This window comes from Emticicia aquatica, assembly GCF_923079645.1.
Lineage (GTDB): Bacteria > Bacteroidota > Bacteroidia > Cytophagales > Spirosomataceae > Emticicia > Emticicia aquatica.
In genome coordinates this window covers 59,216-86,013 of sequence record NZ_CAKLPY010000002.1, presented here as the reverse complement: position 1 = coordinate 86,013, position 26,798 = coordinate 59,216, and the positions used below count along the sequence as shown (strand labels likewise).

General features: G+C 33.9%; 24 protein-coding genes. 10 read left to right on the top strand and 14 right to left on the bottom strand.

Annotation, left to right across the window (positions count from 1 at the left end; translation table 11 throughout):
• Positions 1 to 295 precede the first annotated feature (295 nt).
• Positions 296 to 1,699, bottom strand: a complete 1,404-nt coding sequence (gene glmM / locus MJQ71_RS10120) for a phosphoglucosamine mutase (protein ID WP_238806496.1) — start codon at positions 1,697 to 1,699, stop codon at positions 296 to 298.
• A gap of 222 nt (positions 1,700 to 1,921) precedes the next feature.
• Between glmM and MJQ71_RS10115 the strand changes: the two genes are divergently transcribed.
• Positions 1,922 to 2,524 (top strand): DUF4230 domain-containing protein, encoded by a 603-nt coding sequence (locus tag MJQ71_RS10115; RefSeq protein WP_238806495.1) that lies wholly within the window; start codon positions 1,922 to 1,924, stop codon positions 2,522 to 2,524.
• 1 nt (position 2,525) lies between these two features.
• Here the strand turns inward: MJQ71_RS10115 and upp are convergent, their stop codons facing one another.
• Both upp and MJQ71_RS10105 read right to left on the bottom strand, forming a co-directional pair.
• Complete coding sequence (gene upp / locus MJQ71_RS10110; protein ID WP_238806494.1) at positions 2,526 to 3,170, bottom strand: uracil phosphoribosyltransferase; 645 nt, start codon at positions 3,168 to 3,170, stop codon at positions 2,526 to 2,528.
• 36 nt (positions 3,171 to 3,206) lie between these two features.
• On the bottom strand, positions 3,207 to 4,970 hold the full coding sequence (locus MJQ71_RS10105) for a capsule assembly Wzi family protein (RefSeq protein ID WP_238806493.1): 1,764 nt from the start codon (positions 4,968 to 4,970) through the stop codon (positions 3,207 to 3,209).
• Between the two features lie 322 nt (positions 4,971 to 5,292).
• Between MJQ71_RS10105 and MJQ71_RS10100 the strand changes: the two genes are divergently transcribed.
• Positions 5,293 to 6,513: a 4-hydroxy-3-methylbut-2-enyl diphosphate reductase gene (locus tag MJQ71_RS10100; RefSeq protein ID WP_238806492.1), complete on the top strand. Its 1,221-nt coding sequence runs from the start codon at positions 5,293 to 5,295 to the stop codon at positions 6,511 to 6,513.
• A 142-nt stretch (positions 6,514 to 6,655) separates the two neighbouring features.
• Positions 6,656 to 6,865 carry a hypothetical protein gene (locus tag MJQ71_RS10095; protein WP_238806491.1) on the top strand — a complete coding sequence of 70 codons (210 nt, stop codon included), beginning with the start codon at positions 6,656 to 6,658 and terminating at the stop codon, positions 6,863 to 6,865.
• A gap of 165 nt (positions 6,866 to 7,030) precedes the next feature.
• On the opposite strand, the gene MJQ71_RS10090 is transcribed toward MJQ71_RS10095, so the two are convergent.
• Complete coding sequence (locus tag MJQ71_RS10090) at positions 7,031 to 7,219, bottom strand: hypothetical protein (protein ID WP_238806490.1); 189 nt, start codon at positions 7,217 to 7,219, stop codon at positions 7,031 to 7,033.
• Positions 7,220 to 7,441: 222 nt separating this feature from the next.
• Between MJQ71_RS10090 and MJQ71_RS10085 the strand changes: the two genes are divergently transcribed.
• Positions 7,442 to 7,831: a hypothetical protein gene (locus tag MJQ71_RS10085; RefSeq protein WP_238806489.1), complete on the top strand. Its 390-nt coding sequence runs from the start codon at positions 7,442 to 7,444 to the stop codon at positions 7,829 to 7,831.
• Here the strand turns inward: MJQ71_RS10085 and MJQ71_RS10080 are convergent.
• From MJQ71_RS10080 to MJQ71_RS10055, 6 genes are all read right to left on the bottom strand, one after another.
• On the bottom strand, positions 7,797 to 8,312 hold the full coding sequence (locus tag MJQ71_RS10080; RefSeq protein WP_238806488.1) for a DinB family protein: 516 nt from the start codon (positions 8,310 to 8,312) through the stop codon (positions 7,797 to 7,799). The two genes, MJQ71_RS10085 and MJQ71_RS10080, sit on opposite strands and share 35 nt — an antisense overlap.
• Before the next feature lie 68 nt (positions 8,313 to 8,380).
• Positions 8,381 to 9,040: a DUF2490 domain-containing protein gene (locus MJQ71_RS10075; protein ID WP_238806487.1), complete on the bottom strand. Its 660-nt coding sequence runs from the start codon at positions 9,038 to 9,040 to the stop codon at positions 8,381 to 8,383.
• Between the two features lie 63 nt (positions 9,041 to 9,103).
• The gene (locus MJQ71_RS10070; RefSeq protein WP_238806486.1) at positions 9,104 to 9,739 is read right to left on the bottom strand and encodes a DUF4956 domain-containing protein; all 636 of its coding nucleotides are present in this window, start codon (positions 9,737 to 9,739) and stop codon (positions 9,104 to 9,106) included.
• Positions 9,708 to 10,508 (bottom strand): polyphosphate polymerase domain-containing protein, encoded by an 801-nt coding sequence (locus tag MJQ71_RS10065; RefSeq protein ID WP_238806485.1) that lies wholly within the window; start codon positions 10,506 to 10,508, stop codon positions 9,708 to 9,710. The genes MJQ71_RS10070 and MJQ71_RS10065 overlap by 32 nt, the downstream gene beginning before the upstream one ends.
• Before the next feature lie 30 nt (positions 10,509 to 10,538).
• On the bottom strand, positions 10,539 to 11,012 hold the full coding sequence (locus MJQ71_RS10060) for a hypothetical protein (protein WP_238806484.1): 474 nt from the start codon (positions 11,010 to 11,012) through the stop codon (positions 10,539 to 10,541).
• A gap of 171 nt (positions 11,013 to 11,183) precedes the next feature.
• Complete coding sequence (locus tag MJQ71_RS10055) at positions 11,184 to 12,737, bottom strand: CotH kinase family protein (protein WP_238806483.1); 1,554 nt, start codon at positions 12,735 to 12,737, stop codon at positions 11,184 to 11,186.
• A 202-nt stretch (positions 12,738 to 12,939) separates the two neighbouring features.
• Here MJQ71_RS10055 and MJQ71_RS10050 point away from each other — a divergent pair, with 202 nt between their 5' ends.
• Positions 12,940 to 13,281 carry a hypothetical protein gene (locus MJQ71_RS10050; RefSeq protein WP_238806482.1) on the top strand — a complete coding sequence of 114 codons (342 nt, stop codon included), beginning with the start codon at positions 12,940 to 12,942 and terminating at the stop codon, positions 13,279 to 13,281.
• A gap of 80 nt (positions 13,282 to 13,361) precedes the next feature.
• Here the strand turns inward: MJQ71_RS10050 and MJQ71_RS10045 are convergent, their stop codons facing one another.
• Positions 13,362 to 13,961, bottom strand: coding sequence for an HD domain-containing protein (locus MJQ71_RS10045; protein WP_238806481.1), 600 nt, complete (start codon positions 13,959 to 13,961; stop codon positions 13,362 to 13,364).
• A 331-nt stretch (positions 13,962 to 14,292) separates the two neighbouring features.
• On the opposite strand from MJQ71_RS10045, the gene MJQ71_RS10040 reads away from it, so the two are divergent.
• Both MJQ71_RS10040 and MJQ71_RS10035 read left to right on the top strand, forming a co-directional pair.
• The gene (locus MJQ71_RS10040) at positions 14,293 to 15,048 is read left to right on the top strand and encodes a LytR/AlgR family response regulator transcription factor (RefSeq protein WP_238806480.1); all 756 of its coding nucleotides are present in this window, start codon (positions 14,293 to 14,295) and stop codon (positions 15,046 to 15,048) included.
• A 52-nt stretch (positions 15,049 to 15,100) separates the two neighbouring features.
• Positions 15,101 to 17,740, top strand: coding sequence for a TonB-dependent receptor (locus MJQ71_RS10035; protein ID WP_238806479.1), 2,640 nt, complete (start codon positions 15,101 to 15,103; stop codon positions 17,738 to 17,740).
• Between the two features lie 50 nt (positions 17,741 to 17,790).
• Here MJQ71_RS10035 and MJQ71_RS10030 read toward each other — a convergent pair whose 3' ends face one another.
• Both MJQ71_RS10030 and MJQ71_RS10025 read right to left on the bottom strand, forming a co-directional pair.
• Complete coding sequence (locus MJQ71_RS10030) at positions 17,791 to 18,543, bottom strand: DUF1835 domain-containing protein (RefSeq protein ID WP_238806478.1); 753 nt, start codon at positions 18,541 to 18,543, stop codon at positions 17,791 to 17,793.
• Positions 18,544 to 18,579: 36 nt separating this feature from the next.
• The gene (locus MJQ71_RS10025) at positions 18,580 to 18,798 is read right to left on the bottom strand and encodes a DUF4287 domain-containing protein (RefSeq protein ID WP_238806477.1); all 219 of its coding nucleotides are present in this window, start codon (positions 18,796 to 18,798) and stop codon (positions 18,580 to 18,582) included.
• A gap of 255 nt (positions 18,799 to 19,053) precedes the next feature.
• Here MJQ71_RS10025 and MJQ71_RS10020 point away from each other — a divergent pair, with 255 nt between their 5' ends.
• Positions 19,054 to 20,040 (top strand): hypothetical protein, encoded by a 987-nt coding sequence (locus MJQ71_RS10020; RefSeq protein WP_238806476.1) that lies wholly within the window; start codon positions 19,054 to 19,056, stop codon positions 20,038 to 20,040.
• 167 nt (positions 20,041 to 20,207) lie between these two features.
• Positions 20,208 to 22,496, top strand: coding sequence for a T9SS type A sorting domain-containing protein (locus MJQ71_RS10015; protein WP_238806475.1), 2,289 nt, complete (start codon positions 20,208 to 20,210; stop codon positions 22,494 to 22,496).
• Between the two features lie 48 nt (positions 22,497 to 22,544).
• On the opposite strand, the gene uvrC is transcribed toward MJQ71_RS10015, so the two are convergent.
• Positions 22,545 to 24,359, bottom strand: a complete 1,815-nt coding sequence (gene uvrC, locus MJQ71_RS10010; protein ID WP_238806474.1) for an excinuclease ABC subunit UvrC — start codon at positions 24,357 to 24,359, stop codon at positions 22,545 to 22,547.
• Positions 24,360 to 24,481: 122 nt separating this feature from the next.
• Here uvrC and MJQ71_RS10005 point away from each other — a divergent pair, with 122 nt between their 5' ends.
• Positions 24,482 to 26,791: a PQQ-dependent sugar dehydrogenase gene (locus MJQ71_RS10005; protein WP_238806473.1), complete on the top strand. Its 2,310-nt coding sequence runs from the start codon at positions 24,482 to 24,484 to the stop codon at positions 26,789 to 26,791.
• The last annotated feature ends 7 nt before the right edge of the window (positions 26,792 to 26,798 follow it).

Genomic DNA, 26,798 nt, shown 5'->3' with positions numbered 1-26,798 from the left:
ATAAAATCAATCATTTATAAATAGTGAATTGCTTGTGCTAAATCAATGCACAAATTCAGTGCCAAAAAAAACAATCATAGTAGAAGTATTGATGAATATCAATAATACTATAAGCAGAGTCTTTGAAAAGAATCCTTGAAAGAAAATTTTTAGAAAGCACTTTTTAAACTAAATACAAATGAACTATATTTTGAAGATTTTTTTTGACTTAAGAGATTAAAATTGAATTTTTTTAAGACAATTTTAATCTCTTTTCTAATGATGCAGTTTGTTGAAAGCTAAACGTAAATGGTATTTATTGAGAAATTAATTCTTTAATATCTCTAATGATTTTATCGGCAAGATTTGATGCTGTTGTCTCAAATTCTGATTCAGCATAGATTCTAATGATGGGTTCGGTGTTTGATTTACGCAAATGCACCCATTCTTTTTCAAAATTAATCTTTACACCATCTTCCGTATTTACAGGATAACGTTCATATTTAGATTTTATTTCTTCCAATATATCATCTACGTTCAAATCGGTAGTAAGTTCTACTTTCTTTTTTGCAATATGATAATTGGGATAAGTATTACGTAAGAAACCAATAGGCTTATTAAATTTGGCTAAATGGCTCAAAAATAAAGCAATTCCAACCAATGCGTCACGGCCATAATGAAACTCAGGATATATAATTCCTCCATTACCTTCACCACCGATTATTGCTCCAACTTCTTTCATTTTGGTTACAACATTTACTTCTCCAACGGCTGCTGAATGATATTCGCCACCTGCTTTCAACGTAACATCTTTTAATGCCAACGTTGATGAAAGATTAGAAACAGTTGTAAGTCCAGTTTTATTTTCGCTATTTGTTAAAATGTAATCTGCAACCGCAACGAGGGTGTATTCTTCACCAAATGGTTCACCATCTTCATTGATAAATGCTAATCTATCAACGTCAGGGTCAACCACAATACCTAAATCAAAATTGCCTTTGCGTAATTCACCAGAAATCTCTCTCAAGTTTTCAGGAAGAGGCTCAGGATTATGAGCAAAAACGCCCGTTGGTTCGCAGTTTATTTTTTTAATTTCGGCAACTCCTAAAGCTTCTAAAAGCATCGGCACCGCAATTCCCCCAGTTGAGTTAACTGCATCGATACATATTTTGAAATTTGCTTTTTGAATCGCTTCTTTATCAACCAAAGGTAAGTCCAAAATCAAATCAATATGCTTTTGAATATATGTATCATTATTTTCAACCTTACCTAAACTTTTTACTTCTGCAAATTCAAAACTTTCATCTTCGGCAATTTGCAATAACTCTTCACCGTCACTACCTGATATAAACTCACCTTTTTCATTGAGTAATTTAAGGGCATTCCATTGAATAGGATTATGACTAGCAGTAAGGATAATTCCACCTAAAGCATTTTCTATTGGAACAGCAATTTCGACGGTAGGAGTAGTTGATAGTCCTAAATCAATTACATGAAAACCCATTCCAACAAGCGTAGAACTAACTAAGTCAGAGACCATTTTACCCGATAAACGAGCATCTCTTCCAATAACAACACGTAGAGGGCTTTCAGGATGTCTATTTTTAAGCCAAGAACCGTAAGCAGCAGTAAATTTTACAACGTCTAAAGGTGTTAAGGAATCCCCACTTTTTCCACCGATAGTTCCTCTAATACCCGAAATTGATTTGATAAGCGTCACTGTAAATTGAGTTTTGGATTTGTTTTTACCTCACAAAGATACACAAAAACATGATAGGTTGATAGTTAAAATTTCATAGCAACCATCATAAACTAAGAATAAGTAATGAAAATAGCGTTTTAAAATAGGTATTTCTACTAAAAATCTATAAAATTGGTTTTAAAGTATTGTACTTTTGCTAATATTTTTTTGTGAAAAAATTAAATTTATAACTAAAAAATCATGGTTAAAAGATATATTCAGGCAATTACCATTTTGGTAATAATTATCGTTTCAATTTTTTTGTGGGAAAAAATAAAGGATTTTAACCTCTTTGCCATTAAAGATATTAAAACAACGCACAACATGGTTTTGAAGGAAATGACTTTACTAGGAAAGTTGGAGTTAGCTAATTTTACCTTTCGTGATGTGGTTGAGCAAGAGCTTGTTCGTGATTATTTGCCCAATCCAAAAGCTATTTTGATTGTTCAAGGCGAAGCAATAGGCTGTATTGATTTGACCAAAATAAAACCAGAAGATATTGCCACAAAAGACGATACACTTATTGTCCATTTGCCTGACCCTGAGCTTTGCAGCTATAAAATAGACCATAGCAATTCAAAAATTTATGATACCGAATACGCATTTATGAATGAGCAATCGCTGATGAACGAAGCCTACACCAGAGCTGAAGGTAAAATCAAACAATCAGCACTTGAAATGGGTATTCTTGAACAAACCAAAAAGAATGCTAATTTGGTTTTAAAACCACTTTTGGAGAATATTTCAGGAAAAAAAGTGGTGTTGCAATACCGTATGAAAACTACGCTTCAAAGATTAAAATAAATTAAACTTTTCCTCCAAAAGCTAAATCTCCAGCATCGCCCAAGCCAGGTACGATGTATGATTTTGCGTTCATTTCTTCATCAACATCACCCACCCAAAGGCGGCATTGTGGCAAGCGAGCTTGAATAAAACGTACGCCACGACGACTCGCAATTGCTGAAACAATATGGGTTTTTGCAGGAATACCATAACGAAGCATGGCGTGATAAGCCTTTTCGATTGATTTGCCTGTTGCTAACATTGGGTCGCTGATTATCAAAACTTTACCATGAATATCAGGACTTGTGATATAATCCATTTCGATTTCAAATGCTTCTTTATCATCGTGTTTACCTCTATATGCTCCAATAAAAGCATTTTCAGATTTATCGAAATAATTGAGCAAACCTTGATGTAACGGAAGACCTGCTCGAAGTATGGTCACCAAAACCACTTCTTGAGAGATATGTTGAGTTATTTTTACTCCTAACTGTGTTGTGATTTCTTTTTTCTGAAAACCGAGTGTTTTTGATATTTCATAGGCAAAAACTTCCCCTAAACGTTCCAAATTCCGACGAAAACGCATGGCGTCTCGTTGTGTATCTTTGTCTCGTAATTCGGCTAGGAAATGATTGGCTAAAGAGTTATTTTCGGTTAAAACAAACATGGTTATGTATTGAAAAAAGTTAGAATAAAAATCACTTTAAAACAACAAAGGCTTTTGTGAAGCATTCCACCGAAGCCCTACTGAAAATATAGTATTCTTCTTGTCGTTGGTTTCTGCTAAAATATGTACGTTTCGACTTTGGAATTTTAAATCTACAAAAAGATTATGAGCCAGCATATATGTCGCTCCCAAATTATAAAATCTAGTATTTGCCTTTTGACCTTGTCCGATTACATTTCCATAGTCGCTTGGGCGAGCAAAGTTGTAATTACGCAAAATATCACCGCCCCAGTTTCGGATGTCAGCATCTTTTCCTTGAATACTTCTCATTGAGGTGAAATTGACGAAAAGTCGTTTCAATGGTTGATAACGAGCAATCAATATTAACTCCTTGAAATTTGCACCTAATGGATGAGCCAAAGGTAAATTATAATTTACGAAATTGCTGTATGAAGAATAATGGCTATAAATGTATGGGCGAGCCAAATTATATTCGGCTTGAAAATCTAGGTTTTTTATTCCTAAAGCATCAATGTATCGACCGCCAATTTGAGAGGCGTATTTTGTACCCCACCAACCATCTTTTTTGAAATATTTTACATTAAACTCATCCAAAACGAATTGTCCATAAATCGAATAATGATTTTTGAAGTTGTATTTAAAAGTAGCTCCAGCAAGCGAATTATCAACACTTCCTAAGTTTCCTTCAACAAAACGAAGCAAAATAACTGGATTTAAATAATTAATATCAAAACCCGATTGGCGTTTCCCAAAAACAATTGTTTCAAAAATGCCTAAATTAAGGTTTTTATTGACGTTTACACTTAGGTGATGAAATGAAAAGTATTTTGGAGGAATCTGTTCAGTATTATCAACTGCCAACGCAACTTGCTTATTGAGCATTTGTGCAAACAAATTTACGTACTGAAATCGGCCAATATTTGTCGTGATTTTTAGATGTAAATATGGAGCCGAAAAATCAGATAATATCATTGAACGAATACCCGAACCAATAAAATTTTTGTCATGTCCGAACTGGATTTGAACACTTTTGAGAGCTTGAAAAGTAATGTATGCTCTGGCCGAAAAAAAATCGGCTAAATATTTACTCGAATCAGCTTTGGGTATTTTCGTAAAACCTTCATAAGGATTTGCCTTGAATTGACGTGCATATTGACGAACATATTCGGGATAAATAATCTGATTTTCGGTAAACATCGAATAAAAGCCTAATTTCTGATTCAATGTTGCCCTAACTTCCACGCCACGTGTGTTAATAAATGGTGTTTGATTTGTTTGATTATCGTTGGCAAAACCAAATTGAAAAACAGGACTTGTATGTAGGTCAATATCTTTATTTTGAACATAGTAAAAGTCAGATTTTTTCTTCAAAAGGTGCGTCAAAAGTGGTTTTTTGCTATTATTTTGGGAAGATTTTTCTTGTTCAAGCCATTCCCAACTATCATTTTGCAGGTATTCTAAATTAAAATGGTCAACTTTGGAGAGTTTTAATGTCGAATCATTTTCTAAATTAATTGTTAATTTGATTAAATCTTTTCGCCTGACTGGTTTAATTGTTGTGTGCAAATTGCTCAGACTTCCACTCATTATTTCATACCGCTCAATTAAATTTGAATAATCCTCGTTTAATGGAGCAAAAGTACTTTGTGCCGAAATTTCCGAAGAAAAAAATAATAAAAAGCCTAGTAAAGCAACTCCGACACTTAAATGGGCTAAATTAGTAAACTTTAAAGTTTTGGTCGTGAAAATTTTAATGTATTTTAGAATGAAGATTGTCAAAGGATATAGTATATAATTTTTGAAATAAATAATCAATATTGATTAATTGTAGAAAATAACGAATTTTAATGAAGATGATTTTATCATAAAACAAAGCATCACCTAAAAATGTTATTTTAAGAATCTTAAATACAACTAAACTTAATTTAAACTGTTAAGTTGTGCGAAAATACAGATAATTCCTCATTTTATGTAAATCATCTGTTAGTTTTGTGAATAAATTAATTGTAATCACTTAGAAGATATGCTTTTGGAGAAACAATTAAGGCAAGAAAATTTTAAAGCTAATCGTTAAAAATTAGTAGCAAATAATCTCAAAAATATGAAATCATTCGTCATTCCTGAAATTTATAAAAGTAATATTATTGGTAAAATAAAGGAAATCCGTCGCACAAAAGATAAATTAAAAAAGGATTTTACGCCTACGGTTTTAGATTTTGGTTCGGTGAAATTTCTGATTGCTCGCCATTTTGGTTTTTGTTATGGTGTTGAAAATGCTGTCGAAATTGCCTACAAAACAATCGGAGAAAATCCTGATAAAAGAATATTTCTTTTGAGCGAAATGATTCATAATCCTGATGTTAATGCCGATTTGCTTTCGCAGGGAGTCAAGTTTTTGATGGATACAAAAGGAAATCAAATCATTGATTGGAAGGAGTTAAAATCCGATGATGCCGTAATTGTACCTGCATTTGGCACCACTTTAGAGATTCAAGAAAAACTATTATCAATTGGAATTGACTCTTATAAATATGATACAACTTGCCCTTTTGTAGAAAAAGTTTGGAATCGTGCAGGACAAATCGGCGAACGTGGTTACAGCATTGTTGTTCACGGCAAGCCAAATCATGAAGAAACTAGAGCTACTTTTTCGCACAGTAAACAAAATGCTCCAACGGTAGTAGTAAATGATTTGAAAGAAGCTCAACAATTGGCAAAATATATCACGCGTGAGCTACCCAAAGAACAATTTTATAAAGATTTTGCTGGACAATATTCGGAAGGTTTTGACCCCGATAAAGATTTGCAACGTATTGGCGTGGTAAACCAAACAACTATGCTTGCCTCTGACACGCAAGGAATTGCAGATTTTCTAAAGAAAGTAATCATCGAGCACCAAAATGCTCAACCAGCCGAAGTAGAAAAATATTTTGCTAACACAAGAGACACGCTTTGCTATGCAACCAACGATAACCAAGAGGCAACTTATGCTTTGCTAGAAAATAAAGCAGATTTTGCGGTCGTAGTAGGGGGGTACAATAGTTCAAATACTTCGCACTTAGTTGAATTGTGTGAAGAAAAATTGCCAACTTTTTTTATTCAGTCGCACCAAAGTATTTTAGATAAAAATCTCATAAAACGCTATGATTTGCATAAAAAACAAGAAAATATAACTGATTTTATTCCAGAAAAAGAGCAAATAACAATTATGCTTACTTGCGGTGCGTCTTGTCCTGATGCAATAATGGAGGCAGTTTTATTGAAAATTTTATCATTTTTTAACACAACAAAAGAAATAGAAGAGCTTATTGAAACGTTATAATTGAGAATCCGATTGGATTTAAGGAGGATAGAAATGATGTAAATAAATAGTTATTTGCTATTTGGAAAATATGATTTTTTCTTTTTAGATTTACATTGGTTTTACTAAAATCCATAATTATAAATATAAAAGTTAATTTTCCATGAAAATGATTGAATACGTAAAACTGATTTTAGAAAAAGTCAGTTTTGAGAGTGGTTTGTTTGAAAAAGAATTAAAAAAAGGCATTAAGTCCTTATCTTTTCGTGAAATTAGAGAATTGAAAAAATGGTGTTACGAAAGATTTGGAAGCATTTATCGAGGAATTCTTAACCGAACATTCCGTAAAACTCAGCATCAAATTAGCGTCTAAATAACGAAGCCCGTCAAAACAATTTGACGGGCTTTTTTTTGAGTGAATGTTCGTAAAATGAGTTTAGATGAACCGAAAATATAGCAGAGAAAAATTCCTCTGCCGATTCTTTGATTACTAACCTAAACAAAACTATATGATAATATCTACAAAATCGTTGTGAAATTAAGCGGCAATGGAGAAGTTATCGACAAAACTATCGTCGAAAACCTCATCAAAATCATCGCTTTCAAAAGCATCTCCGTACAAATCTTCGTCGGCTTCTTCATACAAACGTTCTTCACTAAGCCCGCTTGTGGTTTTCACTGAATATCTCCAGTGTGTTTGATTTAACTTAAATGCACTCTTAATCATTTTACTTTAATATTTATTTTACTGACACAAAGGTCGTTCAATTTTATGAACTAAATATTGTGCCAATGTTAAGAAATTAAGAAGTGTTTTAAGATATTTACTTTTTTCGCTGACAAAAATAGACTTACATCATTCCTAATTTCTGTTGAAAACTTTACTTTTATTTAACATTTACATAAAAAATAGCTAATAATTAATGTTGAATTTTGTAAAAAAAACACAATGCAAACAACTATTTCTCGGCCTAATCATTTTCATAATCTGATTTCATTAGTGACTTTTATGCTTATCATTTGTTATTATGCCTTAAACGGAGAATCAAATGATAATGCAATTAATACTACTTTTTGGTCAGAAAATGCTAACGAAACCAACAAAAATATTGTATTAGAAACAAATATTAGCCATTTACGAGCGGCCGTTTTGATGGATGCAGATGTGGTGCAGATAAACGGACTTTTGTATGCAGTAGAAAATTCTTTGACTAATTTTATGAATAAGAAAAAATCTAAAGCAATCGTTCAGAATATTCATGAAAAATTACTTTTAGACGATAGGAAAAATGCAATCAAGTTGATTAATCAACTACCAACTTTACCACTTTTGAAGTAACCAATAATTGACCTAAATGACGAGTTGTATGTTCGGCAGCATGAAAAAGCAGCCCGATAACTGTCGAAGGTATTTTGGCTCTCCCAACGCCTCTGACCTCTGTTAAAATACTTTCATCTGTATTTTTAAGTTGAACAATGGCTTCCTCTACTTGCTGATTGAAAGCTTCTACGAGCTGTTGAACCGTGATTTTAGGGTTTTCGATACCTTCTGTTTGCAAAGATTGCATTTGTTTTTCGGTCAATGATTCGCCACGTGCGTAAGTAAATATGCGGTCAAGTACACCTGTAAGATGCTGCAAATGAAAAGCTACTGAAGCCACACCTGCTGGGCGTTGCCAAAGTAAATAATCGGGAAAATCGTTTAGATATTCATTCAATTCTTCTTGGGCTTGCAGCAGTGCATGAGTTACGGGTTGTAAGAGAGGGGGTACTTCGGGTAAAGGTCCACGTAGCCAAACTTCAAGGTTCTTTTTAGACATAAATTTTGAATATTAAACTAATCCTGACACACTTTATTAGTTAAACGAAGTGTGCCACAATTAAGCATTTACTTAGTTTTTATTCCAAAAATAAAATTGATACCAATAATATTTTTAGTGTCGGGATACTTTTTATTGACGTCAGGTTGCCAAATATAATACAGATTAACACTTTTGTTTTTCATATATTCATAACTTAAGCCCGCACGATTTCTCCAAAAATCTGTCTCGAAAACACCATCATTTTTGTGCATAAAAGGCTCAGTCGAAATACCAAAATCTAATTTTTTTGTAATAGCATATTTTACTCCAAGTCGGGTTCTTAAATAATTTTCGGCGGTTCCTTCATCATCTCCAATAAATGTTTGTTTTTGAGACTGATAGGTTTCTCGGAGTGAAAAAGTAAATTTATCAAATTTGTATTTTCCTTCAATATTGCCTGAAAATCGGTGAAAATTATCACCTTCAACCGAACCAAAACGATAGGCAACGCCAGCACTCAAATACTTGTTGAGTTTTTTGTCAACCTCTAGATACAAATACGAACCACGATAATTGCTTGAATTTTCGTTGAATTTTACTCGGTATTCTGTGCCAATTTGCCAACCTTTTTTCAAATTAAGATTTAGTGAAACCGAGGTACGGGTTTGTAAGTCAACTTCAGATTTTTGTGCTTGTGTAGCTAGCGAAACAAATAGTAAAGTGATTAATTTGAGGTATTTTTTCATAAAGGAAACAGTTCTTGATTTTTAGTTTTTGTGTTTCGGACGGGTGGAAAACTCGCCGTACTTTTATTCATAAAAATAAATAGTCATTCGGGTAGCATCTTTCAAGAAATCTATTTCTTGAATTTCCACTCGATGAATATTAAAGCCCGTACGTTTTTTTAAATCTACTAATAATTCTTCACGTTTTTCGGGCGTAATTAAATTGATATTATCGTAAATTATATTTTTGGTAAACTCTTTTTTGATGAGCCAATTGCTCTCAAGTAAGAAAGTTGCCAATAAAATGATGCCATTTAACAGAGCTAGTTCGTCCCACCCACCTTTGCTGATGGCAGAAAGTAAACCAATGGCAATCACCAAAAAAAGATAAGTCATATCTTTGGTCGAAATGCTTTCTGTACGATAACGAAGCATTGAGAAAACGGCAAACAAACCAAAAGCAGCCCCCATCGACATCTCAACTTTATTGAGCAAATAAGTTATCAAGAAAATAACCAAGTTGAAAGCGAAAAATGTGAGATATTGGTCAGCTTTCTTGTAGTTTTTGTAGAAAATTAATCGAATTAATACAAAAACAGAGGCTAAATCAATGAATAAACGGATGAAAAATTTGCTCGAAAGTTTGTCGAATAACTCGAAAGAAGCTGCTTGGACAGTTTGTAGGCTATCAGGCGATAGCGTTTGCTGTAAAAGATTCATATTGGTGTAATGTTTTAGAAATTCTTTTTAGGTGTTTCTTGAAATTATTTTGTTTGATGCCTTCAAAAAGACTGATGATTCCGAAGCAATATTTGCTTATTGACCCTGATTTTAATTGGTGTTTTTTTAGAATATCCAATATAGGAGATGCACCAACTTTTTCTTGCTTAATTTCGGCAATTGCTATTTGGGCATATTGTATTTCTTTCGCATCATTCTTGAAGGTAAGTTCCAAATCAATCGTGAGGCGTTCGGGACTATGCTTGCTGACGAGTGTGAGCCTGCTATAATTTACCCACATCACTCCTTGCAAATTTTCGGGGTCGAGTGGACTGATTTTGCTCAAAAAAGCTGAACTATCATCATGCAAATATGGCTCATTGATACCATTAGTTTTGATGCGTTTTTTGATGGTTCGACCGTGATTATTCTTGAATTTTACTTCAAAAAACTGCAAATTAGACCCAACATAATTACGTGAACGCACTTTATAACGATTTTGCTTACCTACTTGATGTTGATGATAAAGTCTTAAATCTTCGGTATCATAATAGAGTGTTTGATACGGGCAAATTCGCTGATTATCAATCTCTAATAGTTTGTAATGTTGCTTGGCATCAGCCAATATTGCGGGCAAAAAATTGATTGGAATCAGATATTTTACGTCCATTCTATCCATTAGTTTTACCCCTTCCATTTCGGCCAAAGTAATTGGCTCAAACAGCTTGACTTCTTCTTGAATTTTATCGAAAAAAATATTCTTAGTCATGGTCAGGTATTCCTTTTTATGAACTGTTTTTTAAAACTCATAAATATATTTTTTAGTCTGAATCAACTTCCCTTTCGCATCGTAGGTTTTTTTTTCGGTTTTCAATCCTTTTCCATTGATTACGTAAACGGAACGACTAATAATAGCATTTTTTGCATCATATTTGATTTCTTCAGATTTTTCGCCGTCAGCATTGTATTTATAAATAAAATGACTGATTTGTTTACCTGATGCATCAGAAATGAGTTCTTCTATTTTATCACCATCTTTGTTGAATTTGGTAGTGGTTTTGTCTTTCAATGCTCCGTTTTTGTCGTAGTTGACCTCCAAAATTACTTCACCTTCTTTATCAAATTTCTTGGAAACATCGTTGTGGCTAACTTCTTTTCCGTTTTCATATTCTACAACAACTTCGGTAATTCCTTTGACACCATTCTTACGAATATCTTTTTTTGATTGTGCCAAGAGGCAAAAAGGCATTAAGAACAAAATGAAAATTTTCATATTATTAATAGATTGTTACAAATGATGCTTTCTAAGCGTTTTAATTAGCTTAGCAATATCGTTACAAAATTTTACACATAAAATAAAACTACCTTAAGACTGATAGATTTGATTGTTTGGAGAGAATTAATAGTTTGTTTGATACTTTCAACTCTCTCCAAATAACGATTTTTACTTCAAAAATGTAGCAACCGCCTGATTACGTGTCACGACGTGGGCTTTGAGTTGTGTAATGGCACTTGTGAAAGTGGCCGTATTTGATAGGTAAGAATAAGGAGCTACTTCTTGCATGACTGATGATGAAATCAAGTTATAGTTCTTATCAAAAATCGCATTCATTTTGGCAGATGTAAAATAATTGTCATTGAAATCTTTTACATAAGACTTATATTTTGCGTAATACGTTGCGTCATCGGCTAAATACCTGATTAAAGGCCAACTGGCAGCAACTTCGGTCATTTCGAGTGAAACGCCTCTCATACCACCTCCACCTCCTTGTTGAGTTGTATTTCCAGCTGCATTTGAAGAGGTCATTGAGAGATTAAAATCCCACGGAATCCAAGTGACTTTTTTGGTATTGCTAGGCGTGTATAAATAATAATTATGAGCCATTGCTCCGTAAGCATCCCAGTTGACGATTGTATTATTGATAGCCAAAACTTTCAAGAAATGGTCAACGTTGAATGTTTTTTCGAGGTTTGTACGCCATGCCGCCGCATTTGATGTACGATTTGTCGCATTCAGAGCCGTAATAATCGCTTGTACATCGCTCCAGTCGGCGGCATCTTCATTGTTTTTCTTTTCAAAATTGGTTTGTAAGAAACTTTGGAAAGTTGATTCTGGCTTATAAATATTGCCTTTGTCCTCACCAAATTGGTCTTTAATCATTGTATCATCAATAACTTCTACCATTGTATAAACACCGCAGTATTTCAGACCATCGCCAAAGTTAATGTATATTTTATAGAATGATGTACGTGCCGCTGGAACTCCCGCCGAACGAAACAAATCAGCCACAACTTTATCACGCATCAAGGAAGCATCACCCTGCCCAGGAGACATAGAAAACTCTTTGAAGCCATAAAAACGTTGATCTGTAATTTCAGGGTTTGTATCTTCAAATTCGTCAAACTGTAATTTGAAAGGTAATTTATAAATACCAGCACTCCAAGCTTGTGATAAACTCGAATTTCCTTTCAGACGGAAACCAACTTTATACCATTCTTTACCATTAAATTTAACCGATGATGGTACGTAAATGGGGTCACCGGGAATTATATCCAAAGCTCCACCACCACCAGCGGCACCACCTCCACCAGTTGGCGGATTTCCACCCATTGCTGCTCTTAGGCTATCAACATTAATACCAGTTGGTGGTGTACCGCCACCCATCTGACCGCCAGTTGGTAATGTAGCACCTCCGCCACCCGCTTGGCCACCACCCGCTTGATTTCCGCCAACCCCAAAATCATTTCCTGCTTTAGTCACCATATCGGCTCTGATGGCTGCCCAATTTTCTGATGTCAAAGTAATTTCGAGTGTGTTGATTTTATCTTGCGGAAAAACCATATCGTAGTTGGGGTCGGTTTTTCCGTGAGTCGCTTCTGTCCAATCTGTTAAACCTGCATGAATCGGGTCAACAGTTTCAGTATCATTTAGCTTATTACACGAAATTGTAAGGCTTACGAGCGAAATAGCCGTAAAAAATAGAATCTTTGATTTCATGATTAGTGTTTTAGGTTTGTCTTTTGATTAGTTGAAATTTTAATGAAAAATTAACATTTACTTCACATTCCAAAAGACGAACACCTTAACAAATTCGTGTCAAAGTGTCGAAAAACGTACGATTTGTGTATATTAAAAGAAACAACCTGCTATTTTTTTGTGTATTTTGCTTTAAGATTTCATTGTTAAAACTAAATTTCCCATGAAAACCACGTACTCATTTTGCATGATATACTTAAAATATTGCTTGTTTTTGGGGAGTGTTATGCTTTTTATGCAGAGTTGCGACTGTCTGCAAAAAGTTGAAGGAATAGTTTATGACGCTCAAAAAATGCAAGTTTTATCGGATGTGGTGATTTACAAAAAAAGCGAATCATACAACAGCATCAAGACCGATTCTGTAGGGAGTTTTAAATTTACTGATATTGATGGAGGACGAAATTGCTCCAGTGTAACCTTAATTTTTGAAAAAATAGGCTACAAATCTGATACCCTTGTTTTTTCGGCAAATACTTTGGGAGCAGTTATAAAATTGAAGAAGTGAGAGTTGCGAAAAATTCAATCGAAGCACAAAGCACATCAAATCAACTAAAACAAAACTTTTGTTAATAAAAGTTATTACGGTCAACTAGTTTCTTTCAAAAGAATGCCTTTATTAACACTTTCGTTAAGTAGTTTTTTTGCATACTCCCAAATACTGCTTGACCCTTTTTTAATTGCACTTTTCTTTTCATAAACTTTTTGATAAGGTACATTAAACTCTTTCCATGTTCCGCCATTGTTGGACGTATTTTGAAGTAATGGTTCAAATCTATCCATTGATTTAGCAAATTTTGCTTCGTCTGTAATTCCGTCTTCAAATTCTTGCCAAATTGCAATAAACTCTTCTGCTTGTTCTGTTGGTAGAAGCCCAAATATTCGTTTTGCAGCAATAAGTTCTTCGGCTGTATTTGTGTGGTTTTTTTGAGAATCGTATATAAAAGTATCGCCTGCATCAATCTCAACAATATCGTGAATTAAAACCATTTTCAAAACTTTAAGAACATCAATTGGTTTGTCTGAATGTTCTGCCAAAACAATCGTCATCATAGCTAAATGCCAACTGTGTTCTGCGTCGTTTTCGTGTCTGTCGCTATTAAATAGTCTAGTTTTTCGTTGAATATACTTCAGTTTATCAATTTCTTTTATAAAGTTTACTTGTTTTAATAAATTATCAGTTTGCATTGTTTCTTTAATTTTGAAAGTGATGCTTATAAATTGTTCTCAAACCCTCAAACATACGAAAGTTTCAGTATTTCTAGTAAATAAATCACTTTTAAAAAACACTAACTGTCAAGTTTTGCACACAATGTATTCCTGCTCAAAACTAACATTTCATCTTGAAGATTTTTTCTTTTCTAATTGAAAGCTAAGTTTCTTCGATACTTTTTATGAAAAACTTACTCAAAACATCAAAATGCCTGTATTCTAATTTGTTCTCTGTAATTTTGCAACGCAAATTTTATTTCGCCAAATCCGAAAATTCTCGTTTGAAAGCGGAAATCTTGATACTCAAATGACCATGACTATTCTTTTGGTAGAAAAAGAAGAAAGTAATGCAAGGCTAATTACGAAAATAATAGCCGATCATTACCCTTTGGCAACTATTGAGTGTTTGAAAACCAATCAAGCAGTAAAAATGTGGCTCAATACTGCTGTTTTACCAGATTTGGTTTTGTGTGAAGTAGAATTGCAGGATGGGTTAATATTTGAAGTATTTCAAGAATTTAACCCAGTTTTTCCTGTCATATTTATGTCGGCTTATGACAAATATTGGTCACAATCAATGGTTTTCAATGGTATTGATTATTTGCGAAAACCAATAGGAGAGGAAGAAGTAAATCGAGTTTTGGATAAGTATGAATCACTAAATGTACATTTTTTGAAGCGTTTTTCGGCCGAAAATAATTCAAAAAACACTAAAAATGTTTTTCATAAAGACCGCTTGATTGCCAAAAAAGGAACGAATTATTATGTGGTATTGACCTCAGAAATTGCATTTATTTATACTGAAGCTCGAATGGTATTTTTAATAGACCGAAAAGGAGAACGATATACTGTTGAGCGAAGTTTAAGTGAACTCGAAATAGAATTGCCTAGTCGGGAGTTTTTTCGAGTAAATCGCAAATTTATTGTTCATATCAATGCAATTTTAAGTTTTAAACCTTCTTTTAAAGGCAAAATCGCTCTCGAACTTCTGCATCTTGCCAAAGCCGAAGTAAGTATTAGTCAGGAAAATGCTGCTCAATTCAAGAAATGGATTGAAGAATAGCACCGTTCAGTTTTACCCAATTGAGGGATTTTTTTTATTAAACCACAGAAAAATGAAGAAAATTATTTACATTTTATTGAGTTTGTTAACCAACTATGTCTATGGACAAACTATTTTTCAAGATAGTACTAAAACTTTAAATGAAGTTGTAGTTTCAGCATCAAGAATTGAAGAAAGTATTTTTAAATCACCCATTTCAATTACTAAAATTTCAGCCTCTCAATTGCAAAACTCGCCAAGCATTGAGTTAATTTCGTCATTGGCACGCTATAAAGGAATTGATGTCAATCAATCAAGTTGGTTTGTAACTAGTCTAAGCACACGGGGTTTTAATAGTTCAAAAGCTGAAAGATTACTGCAATTGGCTGATAATGTGGAGTTTATGTCGCCAACTTCTTCGCTCTACGGAGGTAATTGGATGGGAACACCAGACTTAGACATTGATAATATAGAAGTAATTTATGGAGCAAATTCGGCTCTTTATGGCTCAGGAGCATTGAACGGAGTAATTCTGATGAATTCAAAAGACCCTTTCAAAAACCAAGGTTTGGCAGCTTCAGTTCGAGGTGGTTCGAGGTCATTGTTTGATACACAAATTCGTTATGCTCAAGTTTTTGCCAAGCGTTTTGCCTTTAAATTGAATGCCAATTTTATTACTGGAAATGAGTTTTTGGGTGAGTCAGATGCAGCAATAAAAGCTGTTACTGAAGGTGGTTTGGCTGGCTCGGATGCTACTAATAATGCCTACGGTTCACCTTTTGGTTGGAATAAAATTAATTATTTTGGTGATATTGGTTCAACCATTTCAAACCCAGATTTTACAAAATATAATGATGGAAAACCGTACCGAATTTATATGCCTGGTTTCAAAGAAAGTGAAATTTTGTCAGCAAATGCTGGTTCAAAATTTGGACTTTTAGGAGATTCGTTCAAAGCCGGTAATGTACGATTAAATCCGTCGTTGCATTTCAAAATTAATGAGCATACAAAAGCGTCATACGAATACAGAAAATCAATCGGGAATGGTATTTTTCAAAGTACAAGTCGCTTTGCATGGCGTGAAATGCAATATGATTTGCATAAATTTGAGATTAAAAATGACCGTTGGTTTGTGCGTGCTTACTCGATGTTTGATTATGGTGGAAAAGCTTACGAACTTGGTGGTGTAGCCAACGCTCTACAAAATATGCGAATGACCGACCCATCGAATGGTATTTTTCCAACAATTGCTGCCAATTATTTCAGTGCTTGGAATCAGATTTTTGCCGCAGCTCGTGGTAATGGTTTTGGTGGAGGAAATTTAGCTGGAGTTTATACACCCGATGCCGTTAATGGTGGCGTGCCAACTACTTTTTCTTTACCGAGCATTCAAGGTGGACAAAGTATTGAAAATGCAGCAAAAGTTGCATTCGATTTAACAAAAAATCTACAAATTACATCTAATCCAATAGGAGCATCAAATTCGGTTTCTAGAAATGTAACTCAACAAGTGGCTAACGGAGTTGGAGATTTGAAAATTAATGGGACATCAGTTAAAGGAGCTGCTTTTGCCAATACGGCTCGTAATGTCGATTTCTCGGCACAGCGTGAGTTTCGTTTCAAATCCACTAATGTGGTGCTTGGTGGAGCTTACAGAACCTATTTGTTGAAATCTAATGGAACGTTATTCTCGGATGGAATTTATTCTCCATTAAATACTGAACAAAGAAATGTCATAATAAACTGGGAATCAGGAGTTTATGGGCAGTTTCAACAAAAATTATTTGATGAAAAACTAACTTTGGCTACCGCAGCAAGATTAGATTATTTCAAGAATTTTGACCCAAAACTTTCTCCAAGAATTTCGGCTGTGTATGCTACGGGCAATCATAATTTTAGAGCGAATTATTCAACAGCTTACCGAGCTCCTGCACAACTTGACCAATATATCTACTTAGATTATGGCAGTATTTTACTTATCGGAAATACTCAGAATGGTTTTAAAGGACTCAATTCGGCAGGAACAGCACCTTATGATGTAAAAAAATTAGCTCCTGAAAAAATGAATTCATGGGAAATTGGCTACAAATCAATGTTGACAAAAGATTTACAGATTGATTTGAGTTACTATCGAAGCTTGTATAATGGATTTATTGGAATTGTGCGTTTTCAAGGTCGTGAAGATGGCATAATGCCCGAAGGAAATTTTACTGGAACAAAAACAGGCGACTGGGCGAAACCTGTAAGTGACCGTACTCGTGGTCGGTTTATTCAAACTTGGGCTAATTTTGATAAGCCAGTCACTACGCAAGGAGCTTTTATCAGCGTTGATTATCGATTGAGTAAAAAAATGAGTTTTTATGGAAATTATACTTGGTCTAAAATCTCTGATATAAAAGGTTTAATAGCTGGTTTTAACACACCAAAAAATAAATTCAATTTAGGGGCTAATGGATTGATAGTGAATAATTTAACTTATTCGATTAATTATCGTTGGAGTGATACCTACACCTATTTCATGCCTTTTGATGAAGGTGTAATCAAGGCTTTTGGCACACTTGATGCCCAAGTTAATTATCAGGCTAAACCTCTCAAAACAACGTTCAAAATCGGTGGAACTAACCTAACAAATGCCAATGCAATCTCTGTTTATGGATCAGCCCCAATAAGCAGAATTGTGTATGTTGGAGCTGTTTTTGATTTAAAATATTAATCTAAAACTTCAAAAAACACCTGTAAAACGCAAGCTTTTATGGGTGTTTTTTAATATAAAAGTCGTTCGTAAATACTTTTTACCTGTAAATCTCCAAAACCATAAATTCCTTCTCGCTCAGAAAACGCTGAAAAAACCTCTTGAAATTCCTTCGTTTGTGTTTCAAGGATGTATTTCACCATATTTTCAGGTCTGCCTAAAGTATTATCTGACGGAAATCTGTCGATATGTGCTTGACAAACTTCTTCTAAATGATCGAAACAATCTGATGATTCTTGAGATAATTCCTTTAATTTATTTAAATCATTTTTTTGATAGGCATTCCATAAATGATAACCTAAGTCGATATCTTTTTGTTGAAAACGAATTTTTGAAGCATACGCTTGTTCGAGATTTTCGGTATTGACTATTCCAAAACCTTTCCAAATATCCGATTTATTTTCGATGATTGGAAAAACCCGAAAAACTTGTATATTTTGCTTTTCTTTAAGCAAATAGAGTACAAACCACATATTAGTTTGGCAGAATAAGTCGTTTTCAAACCATAAGCAAACCTTCGTATTTTCTGGCAAATTTGTGAGTTTTTCAAACTCATTCACCGTTATTTTATAATACTCTTCGATAGATGCATTGTAAGTTTTGGTGATAAATTCGGCTCGAATTTTCCAAAAATCAGCTATATATTTTGCTTGTAAATCACCTTCAATTAAACATTCTCGACAAATAATAAAGTTTTGATTTATTGAAGTTTGTTTTAATTGTTCTGCTAAACAGTCACCATTTAATACGTGAAAAGTTTCCATTTTTATTGGTTGTTTAAGGAAAAAAAATGAGTTTCATTATTCTGTTTTTCCTTTAAATAATGCGAAAATAGACATAGCGTGGCCGTGTCCCAATTCAAAATCTTCTTTCAGCCAAGCCACAATCTGACCAGCTTTTACCTCACTTTTAAGCTGACCATTTTGTAAAAACCCTTTTTCTTCTGCCAATTTTTTAAAATCGTCAGGACTTTTACCTGTCTTGATTTTAATGTTGTCGATATATGCTTGAAATGACATAATTTTAAAATAGTTGATTCTCTAAATAATTATTAGAACAAAAATATTAGGCGTCAATTTATCTAATTTTTAAATAATTATGTAATATTTTTTTCTATATTTCGGAAAGAATCATGCTTACATTTTTGGTTTTATCGTTCATGTTTTTGAAAATAAATCATGGTTATTAGTTGTTACATGAAAGTTAGAAAAACACTTTTTTTGATTTTTGTCCTTACTATTTCATTTGTTAGTAAGGCTCAAAAATTAATTTCCTTGAATCCTATAAAGGTTAAATTAAACTCAACTTTCGATATTAAAAATGTAAAAGATAGTCGTTATGAGAAGGAAAATATCGGTCGAATTATAGTTTCCTCAACCGAAAAAGAAACCCTTGTTTTGAAAGGAGGTGTTGAATCTGCGGTAAAAAAAATACTTTTGCAAGCAATTCCTTTGAGTAATTCGTTGATTGCTATTTCCTATAATATTTTAGATTTCAAAATCACCGAAAATCGTCTAGCAAATGGAAGTATTTCTGGACAGATTTCGCTGAAAGTAGGTTTCGAGCGATTGGGTAAAAGAGATACCGTTTCACTCGTAGAAACGGCAATTTCAACAACTTATTTACGGTCGGATGACAAAATGGAAATGAGCAAATACGAATCTTTGGTTACACCATTATTTATTAAATCAATTGATTTTTTTGATAAATGGTTGATATTAAATGGAGGCAAACATGAGGCTTTGATACATGGAGTGAAAATTGTTTTTTTACCTGAAACTGATGTAATTGATGAAGATACGGTGTGTTATGATACAAAAAAATTGACTTGGGATGATTTTAAAGGCAAACCGACCAATAGTCATTACGGAGCGGCTATTTTTTCAAATTTTGCTTATGGAGCAAATTTTAGAGTAGTTGATGGTTACATCGAAGCGAAGATTCAGACCAAAACCTATATGATTCGTGGTATGTCATGGGTAACATCGGCGGCTCATGATACGTATTCTCTTGCACATGAACAATTACATTTTGATATTACCAAGCTTGTTGTTGAACGTTTTAAAAAGAAAGTCAGTCTTTTGGATGCAGATTTAATCATTGATTTAAATAGCATGATTCAGTATGAATACTTGGAATCTTATCGAGAAATGAATCAATTACAAAGGCAATATGATGATGAAACCAACCATAGCGTCAATCGACCAATGCAGGCAGAATGGGAATCGAAGGTTAAAAAATGGTTAAAAGATATTTCCTGACTTTAGGATAATTCACCTAATTTGAATTAAAAACTAAGTAATAATGGTCGTTTGTTTTCATAACCTGCTGTTTATCATATAATTAATGTGAGGCGTACAGACTAAAATAAATATATTTTTTAAGTATATTTGCGTTTATTTTAAATTTTGAAATACAGTATTTACTGATGCGAAACCTTGTTTTGTTTTTTGTTTTATTATTCGTTAATGTTTCTGGTTTTTCCCAAATTACAATTAACCTACCACTTTCAAGAAGTGTTTTTCAAAGAGATAACAATAATACATCGGCCATTCATGTTTCTGGAATCTATGAAGATACACTCCAAAAAATAGAGGCAAGATTAGTTCCTATTAAAGATGGGCAAGGAACGGCTACAGATTGGGTTGTATTGGTTGATAAACCCCAATTTGGTTCGTTTGTTGGCTCAATAAAAGGAACAGGCGGTTGGTATCAATTACAAGTTAGAGGCTGGAAAAATGGAGCAGTTGTAACACAGCCAACTGTTGATAAGGTAGGAATTGGTGAAGTTTTTTTGATTGCAGGACAATCTAACGCTGAGGGAAAAAGAGGTTTTGGAGAAAAAGCTTCTATTGATGACAGAGTAAACTGTTTCAATTACGAAAAAATAGACTTCTTAGATGAAATTCCGCCGTATAACAGTTTCTCTCATTTGGATGCTACTTCTTCTATAGCTCCACGTGGTCAAGGAACTTGGTGTTGGGGAGAATTAGGTGATTTATTAGCAAAACGCCTCAATGTGCCAATTATGTTTTTTAATGCTGCTTATCAAGGAACAAGTATTGAAAACTGGTACAGTAGCTCAGTTGGTATTCCAACAAAACATCCTTTTTATAAATATACATTTCCAAATAATACGCCTTATTCTTATTTACGCATTACATTACAATATTATATTTCACAATTAGGTTTACGCTCTGTGCTTTGGTGTCAGGGAGAAGCCGAACTTGAACAAAATACTACGGAAGAATATTATGTTTCTGCTTTGAAAAAAATCATTGAAAAAAGCAGGGTTGAAAGTGGAAAAAAAATTAATTGGATGATTTCTCGCACAAGTTTATTGTTGTACGACCAAGTTTATCCAACTGTTATAAAAGCACAAAATAGCGTAATTAATCCAGCTGATTATATTTTTGAAGGGCCTTATACAGATTCGATACAAGTGCCACGCACAGAAGGCGTACATTTTACTGACGCGGGTATTTCTGATTTAGCAAAGGCTTGGAATGCAAAGCTGAATGACACTTTTTTTAGTCAATCTTTGCCCAGCCAACCATCGCCAATTGTAAACTTAAAAATTGCTTGTCAAGAATACGATAAAGTTACGGTTAGTTTGCCAACAAGTTATCAATCGTATAAATGGTCAAATAATACGGCGGATGCAAGCATTACGGCAACAAGCGGTTCGTTTGATGCACTTGTTAGAGACCAAACTGGAAATTATTTTTTTACGTCATCAATTGATGTCAAAAAAGTGTTTCCAACAATAATTCCAGTTGCTTATACCAATAAAAGTGCATTTTTCTGCGAAGGAAGTAGCACTGATATTTTGACTGATTCGCCTGATTATGCTTCATTTCTTTGGAGTTCTGGCGAAAAACAAAGACAAATTACAGTAAAAAATTCGGGTTCATTTTCTGTTCGAGGAATCACCAATTTAGGGTGCATTTCTCCAGAATCAAATAAAGTATTTACACAAGCACTGACACCTCCTGGGAAGCCTGTTATTTACCAAAGTGAAACAGTTGTTTGTGAAGGAAATACAGTCACGTTGGCATCAACAGGTTTGAAAGAAAATATCTGGAGTACCAATGAAATTGGCCAATTTATTACCATTGCAAAAGTTGGTACTTATAGTGTTACAGTTAAAGAAAAAGATGGAAATGGTTGTATTTCAGTAAGTTCTGATCCAGCTACATTTTCTATTATTCCTCGTCCAGAAACTCCTGAAATTACACAAATTGGAGCATTTACGTTACAGGCTATTCAGAAAACAGTTATTCCTGATGTAACTTATGAATGGAAACAAGATGGAATAGTTTTGTCTAATAAAACGGCATTTTTAAAAGCAAATAAAGCTAGTTTTTTAACAGTTGCTTCCATTAAAAATTATACGATTAATAATAAAGCATTAGCCTGTCGTTCAAATCTATCGGGAGCGTATTCGTTTATTCCCGATGTTTCGATTAAAGACATTATAATTTATCCAAATCCGACGCCTGATGGCTTCGTAACGCTCGAAGCGAAAGATAATGTTGCAAACTTTACATTTACAGTTTATTCGTTAGATGGAAAACTGATTTATTCTTCTCCCATTCCAAATTTGTCGGAGCGACGTTTAGTTGATTTGTCTTTTTTGGGAGGCGGTAAATATATTGTTAAGTTATCGAATGATTCAATCCTAGAAACAAAATACATTTGGATTGATAAAAAATAAATTTGAGAACTTCGTGGACAATTGACTTATCTAATTGTCCACGAAGCATCAGCTTTCTTTCTCCAAAAACTCCTTAATTCGGTGAGTTTTATCTTTTCCAACTAATTTAATTAATTCGTCTTCAGGAGCATTTTTGATATTTGAAATGGTCTTAAATTGTTTCAATACTTTTGTAGCAGTTAATTTTCCTATTCCTGGAGCACTTTCAAGACTGCTAATCAAAAAGTTTCTACTTCGACGGTCACGGTGATGCGTAATTCCAAAACGGTGAGCTTCGTCACGGCAACGTTGAATGAGTTTCAACGATTCTGATTTTTTATCAATATAAAGCGGCAAAGAATCTTCGGGGAAATAGATTTCTTCTAAGCGTTTAGCAATTCCAACAATCGGAATTTGCCCATAAATATTCAATTCTTTGAGTGCTTCACATGCAGCCGAAAGTTGTCCTTTTCCACCATCAATAATAATCAAATCTGGTAAATCAGCTTTTTCTTCTAGTAAACGGGCATATCTACGGCCAACCACTTCTTTCATTGTAGCAAAATCATTTGGGCCTTCTACCGTTTTGGGAATATAATGTCGATAATCTCTCACCGAAGGTTGACCGTTGATAAAACAAACCATAGCCGAAACGGGGTTTGTTCCTTGAATATTAGAGTTATCAAAACATTCGATGTGTCTAGGAATTGACTTTAATTGTAAATCTTGTTTAAGTTTTACCAAAACTCTATCTCGTTTATTAGTTGCTCCGCTCGCTGCAATTGCTTCACGTTCTGCCTTTTCTCTTTGGAAATACATCACATTTTTAAGCGACATTTCCATCAGCTTTCGTTTATCCCCAATTTGAGGTACAGCAAGTTCGGCTTTCATATCAATGTCAAGCGGAATATTTGTTACAATTTCTTTTGACTCACTTTCGTATAATTGCCTTAATTCAACAATCAGCATTGTCAAAATTTCATCTTCTGTTTCATCTAATTTCTTCTTTACTTCCAAAGTTTGACTTTGCGTAATTGTGCCATTAATTACTTTTAAATAGTTGATATATGCCGCATTTTCATCAGAAACAATACTAAAAACGTCTAAATCTTTAATTGCAGGATTGACAACGGTGGCTTTACTTTGATAACTTTGCAGAAAATCGAGCTTTAATTTGAATTGATGGGCTTCTTCAAAAGCCAATTTTGCCGCAGATTCTTGCATTCGCTGCACGAAATATTGTTTGGCAGGAGCAAGATTTCCTCGTAAAATATGATGAACTTGCTCAACTTCTTTGTTATAATCTTCTTCTGATTGGCGGTTTTCACAAGGGCCTTTGCAATTACCAATATGAAATTCTAAGCAAATTTTAAATTTTTTTGAAGCAACATTTTCTTCAGAAAGATTTAAAATACAAGTTCTAATGGTATATAATTGGCTAAACATTTCTAACAAAGCGTACATCGCTTTAGAGTTAACAAATGGGCCGTAAAGTTTGCCTTTTGTTTTATCCTCGATGCGTCGAGTTGTAATTACTCTCGGAAAACGTTCGTTGGTTACACACACAAACGGATACATTTTATCATCTCGTAGCAAAATATTGAAGCGAGGTTGATATTTTTTTATGAGTGTGTTTTCAAGTAAAAGTGCGTCGTATTCGGTCGGAACAATGGTAAATTCAAGTTTGCGAATATGAATAACCAAACGTCGAGTTTTACGGTCGTGTCGATTGAAATTATAGAAATAACTACTTACACGATTTTTTAGATTTTTGGCTTTCCCGATATAAATAATTTCACCATTTTCGTCAAAATAACGATAAACTCCAGGTTCTTCAGGGAGTTTAGGAAGCTCGGTTTTATAATCAAATGTTATTTCTGACATGAACTACTACGAATAATTTTTAAAATGTAAAATTAACTTATTTTACGGTTCATTATTTCTTTATCGGTTCTTTGTTTTAGCAGTAATTACATAATTTTGTCTGATTTAAAAATCAACACTTTATGGCTGCTAAGACTAAAAATATTTTATTGCGTATTTCGCTGTTTCTTCATGTACTTTTTTTGAGTAATAATGTTTTTGCCCAACCTTCTGGCTTCATAGATGAAGTGATTACTGATAAATTTAATACACCAACTGGACTTACTTTTGATGCAAATGGAAGAATGTATGTTTGGGAGAAAAGTGGAAAAGTTTTTATTGTTGAAAATGGCGAGAAATCAATTAATCCAATCATTGATATAAGTTTAGAAGTATTAGATTATGGCGACCACGGACTGAACGGTTTTGTGCTAGACCCTGATTTTTTGAAAAATGGCTACGTTTATTTAATGTATGTAGTGAAAAGACACCATGTTTTGAATTTCGGAAAACCAAGCTATAATCCGAATGATGAAAGCCCTTTTCAGAATACAATTGCAAGGATTACCCGATACACGCTCACAGCAAATAGTGGTTTTAAGACAGTTGATTTGGCTTCAAGGAAAATCTTAATTGGTGAAACGGCTTCCACAGGAATTCCTATTTTGGTTGATAATCATGGTGTTGGTTCGTTGGTTTTTGGCTTGGACGGAACGCTTTTTGCAACCGTAGGCGATGGTGCTTTGGCAAGCGACAATACCGATGGAGTCTTGGAAGATTCTCAAAACGAATGGTTTTTAGAAGCAATTAGCCAAGGTTTTATTAAATCTGAAGAAAATATAAATGCTTATCGTAGTCAAAACCTTAATTCTTTAAATGGAAAAGTTCTTAGAATTGATCCAAATACTGGTGATGGATTAAGTTCAAATCCATTTTATGAAAGCGAAAAACCTCGTTCTCAAAAATCAAGAATTTGGAGTTATGGACTCCGTAATCCTTTTCGGTTTTCGTTTAAACCGAATACTGGAAGTGCAAAAGCAATTGATGGAAATCCAGGAATTATTTATCTAGGTGATGTTGGATGGTCGCATAGAGAAGAGATAAATGTTATTCCAAAAGGTGGACTAAATTTTGGTTGGCCAACTTATGAAGGCATTGATTATACAAATAAATCGTACCAAGATGCTAGATTTTTGCCTAAAATACATCAAAAACCTGTCATTGATTGGCGTGGTACTTTTGCTCAAGGAATTGTAAATGGTGATGCTTTTGCGGTTGGTTCGCCACAATTTAAGGGTAATAAGTTTTCAGGGATAGCATCAATTGGCGGTATTTGGTATAACTATTCACAGTTTCCGAGAGAATACCAAAATCTTTATTATCACGGAGATTATGAAGGTTGGATAAAGGCTTTTAGGTTTGATGATAAAAATAATCCAGTCGAAGTAATTGATTTCGTGAACGATATTCACCCAACTTCTTTTGCCATTAATCCCAAAGACGGAGCAATTTATTATACCAATTACTTCTATCCAAATATTCACGAAGTTCGTCGATTATCTTATAATCCGAATGCCAACCGACGCCCGACCGTTGTGCAATCGGCTTCCCCAATTTATGGAAAAGCACCTTTAAATGTAAGCTTCAAAGCAAGTGATTCAAAAGACCCTGAAGGAACTGCACTGAAATATGAATGGGATTTTGGTGATGGAAAAACCGCTACTGAAGCAAATCCAACGCATATTTTTGATACAAAAGGCAAATCAACAACCTACTCAGTAACCGTAAAAGTAACAGATGACGCTGGGCTTTCTGCAACCAAAACGATGAGTATATTTGTAGATAATACTCCACCAACGATACTAAATACGAGTCTTGATAAAATTGATAGTTTTGAAAACATAAAAGATTTTGCAGTCACGCTAAATGCCGTTGTAACAGACGCCGAACAAGCACAGAATCAATTGAGTTATGTTTGGTCGGTGCTGCTTTATCATGATGACCATATTCATTTTGTGACTTCATTTTATAGACTCTCTGGCGACGTAGTTTTAGGAATCGTGCCGTGTGATACCCAAAATTATTTTTATAAAGTTACGCTGACAGCCACTGATTCGGAAGGTTTGAGTTCGACTTTTGAAAAAACAATCAAACCAACCTGTGTCGTTATTGCACCAGTGCTTGGTACTGAAATAGAAGTACCTTCCCTAAATGTTGGACCGAATCCAACCGAACATTCGGTCGATATTTTTCCAATCAATGAGTTGACCAATAAAATTTTGAAAACTACTTTACATAACACCAACGGTGTTTTATTGCTTGAAAAGGAGGGTTATTGGCAAGAAATAAAGCCTTTGTTAGATACTAAATTAAGCAATTCAAATGATGGATTGTATCTCTTAAAAATTAGTTTCGATAATTTTTCCAGAACATTTAAAGTAATGAAAAATTAATTTTCAA

Bases quoted from the DNA above. Each gene is read 5' to 3' on its own strand.
- MJQ71_RS10090 (WP_238806490.1), bottom strand. From the start codon at position 7,219: ATGATTAAGAGTGCATTTAAGTTAAATCAAACACACTGGAGATATTCA.
- MJQ71_RS10100 (WP_238806492.1), top strand. From the start codon at position 5,293: ATGAAATCATTCGTCATTCCTGAAATTTATAAAAGTAATATTATTGGT.
- MJQ71_RS10025 (WP_238806477.1), bottom strand. From the start codon at position 18,798: ATGTCATTTCAAGCATATATCGACAACATTAAAATCAAGACAGGTAAA.
- MJQ71_RS10055 (WP_238806483.1), bottom strand. From the start codon at position 12,737: ATGAAATCAAAGATTCTATTTTTTACGGCTATTTCGCTCGTAAGCCTT.
- MJQ71_RS10030 (WP_238806478.1), bottom strand. From the start codon at position 18,543: ATGGAAACTTTTCACGTATTAAATGGTGACTGTTTAGCAGAACAATTA.
- MJQ71_RS10085 (WP_238806489.1), top strand. From the start codon at position 7,442: ATGCAAACAACTATTTCTCGGCCTAATCATTTTCATAATCTGATTTCA.
- MJQ71_RS10050 (WP_238806482.1), top strand. From the start codon at position 12,940: ATGAAAACCACGTACTCATTTTGCATGATATACTTAAAATATTGCTTG.
- MJQ71_RS10045 (WP_238806481.1), bottom strand. From the start codon at position 13,961: ATGCAAACTGATAATTTATTAAAACAAGTAAACTTTATAAAAGAAATT.
- MJQ71_RS10095 (WP_238806491.1), top strand. From the start codon at position 6,656: ATGAAAATGATTGAATACGTAAAACTGATTTTAGAAAAAGTCAGTTTT.
- uvrC (WP_238806474.1), bottom strand. From the start codon at position 24,359: ATGTCAGAAATAACATTTGATTATAAAACCGAGCTTCCTAAACTCCCT.
- MJQ71_RS10075 (WP_238806487.1), bottom strand. From the start codon at position 9,040: ATGAAAAAATACCTCAAATTAATCACTTTACTATTTGTTTCGCTAGCT.
- MJQ71_RS10060 (WP_238806484.1), bottom strand. From the start codon at position 11,012: ATGAAAATTTTCATTTTGTTCTTAATGCCTTTTTGCCTCTTGGCACAA.
- MJQ71_RS10115 (WP_238806495.1), top strand. From the start codon at position 1,922: ATGGTTAAAAGATATATTCAGGCAATTACCATTTTGGTAATAATTATC.
- MJQ71_RS10040 (WP_238806480.1), top strand. From the start codon at position 14,293: ATGACCATGACTATTCTTTTGGTAGAAAAAGAAGAAAGTAATGCAAGG.
- MJQ71_RS10005 (WP_238806473.1), top strand. From the start codon at position 24,482: ATGGCTGCTAAGACTAAAAATATTTTATTGCGTATTTCGCTGTTTCTT.
- MJQ71_RS10065 (WP_238806485.1), bottom strand. From the start codon at position 10,508: ATGACTAAGAATATTTTTTTCGATAAAATTCAAGAAGAAGTCAAGCTG.
- MJQ71_RS10015 (WP_238806475.1), top strand. From the start codon at position 20,208: ATGCGAAACCTTGTTTTGTTTTTTGTTTTATTATTCGTTAATGTTTCT.
- MJQ71_RS10035 (WP_238806479.1), top strand. From the start codon at position 15,101: ATGAAGAAAATTATTTACATTTTATTGAGTTTGTTAACCAACTATGTC.
- MJQ71_RS10070 (WP_238806486.1), bottom strand. From the start codon at position 9,739: ATGAATCTTTTACAGCAAACGCTATCGCCTGATAGCCTACAAACTGTC.
- upp (WP_238806494.1), bottom strand. From the start codon at position 3,170: ATGTTTGTTTTAACCGAAAATAACTCTTTAGCCAATCATTTCCTAGCC.
- MJQ71_RS10080 (WP_238806488.1), bottom strand. From the start codon at position 8,312: ATGTCTAAAAAGAACCTTGAAGTTTGGCTACGTGGACCTTTACCCGAA.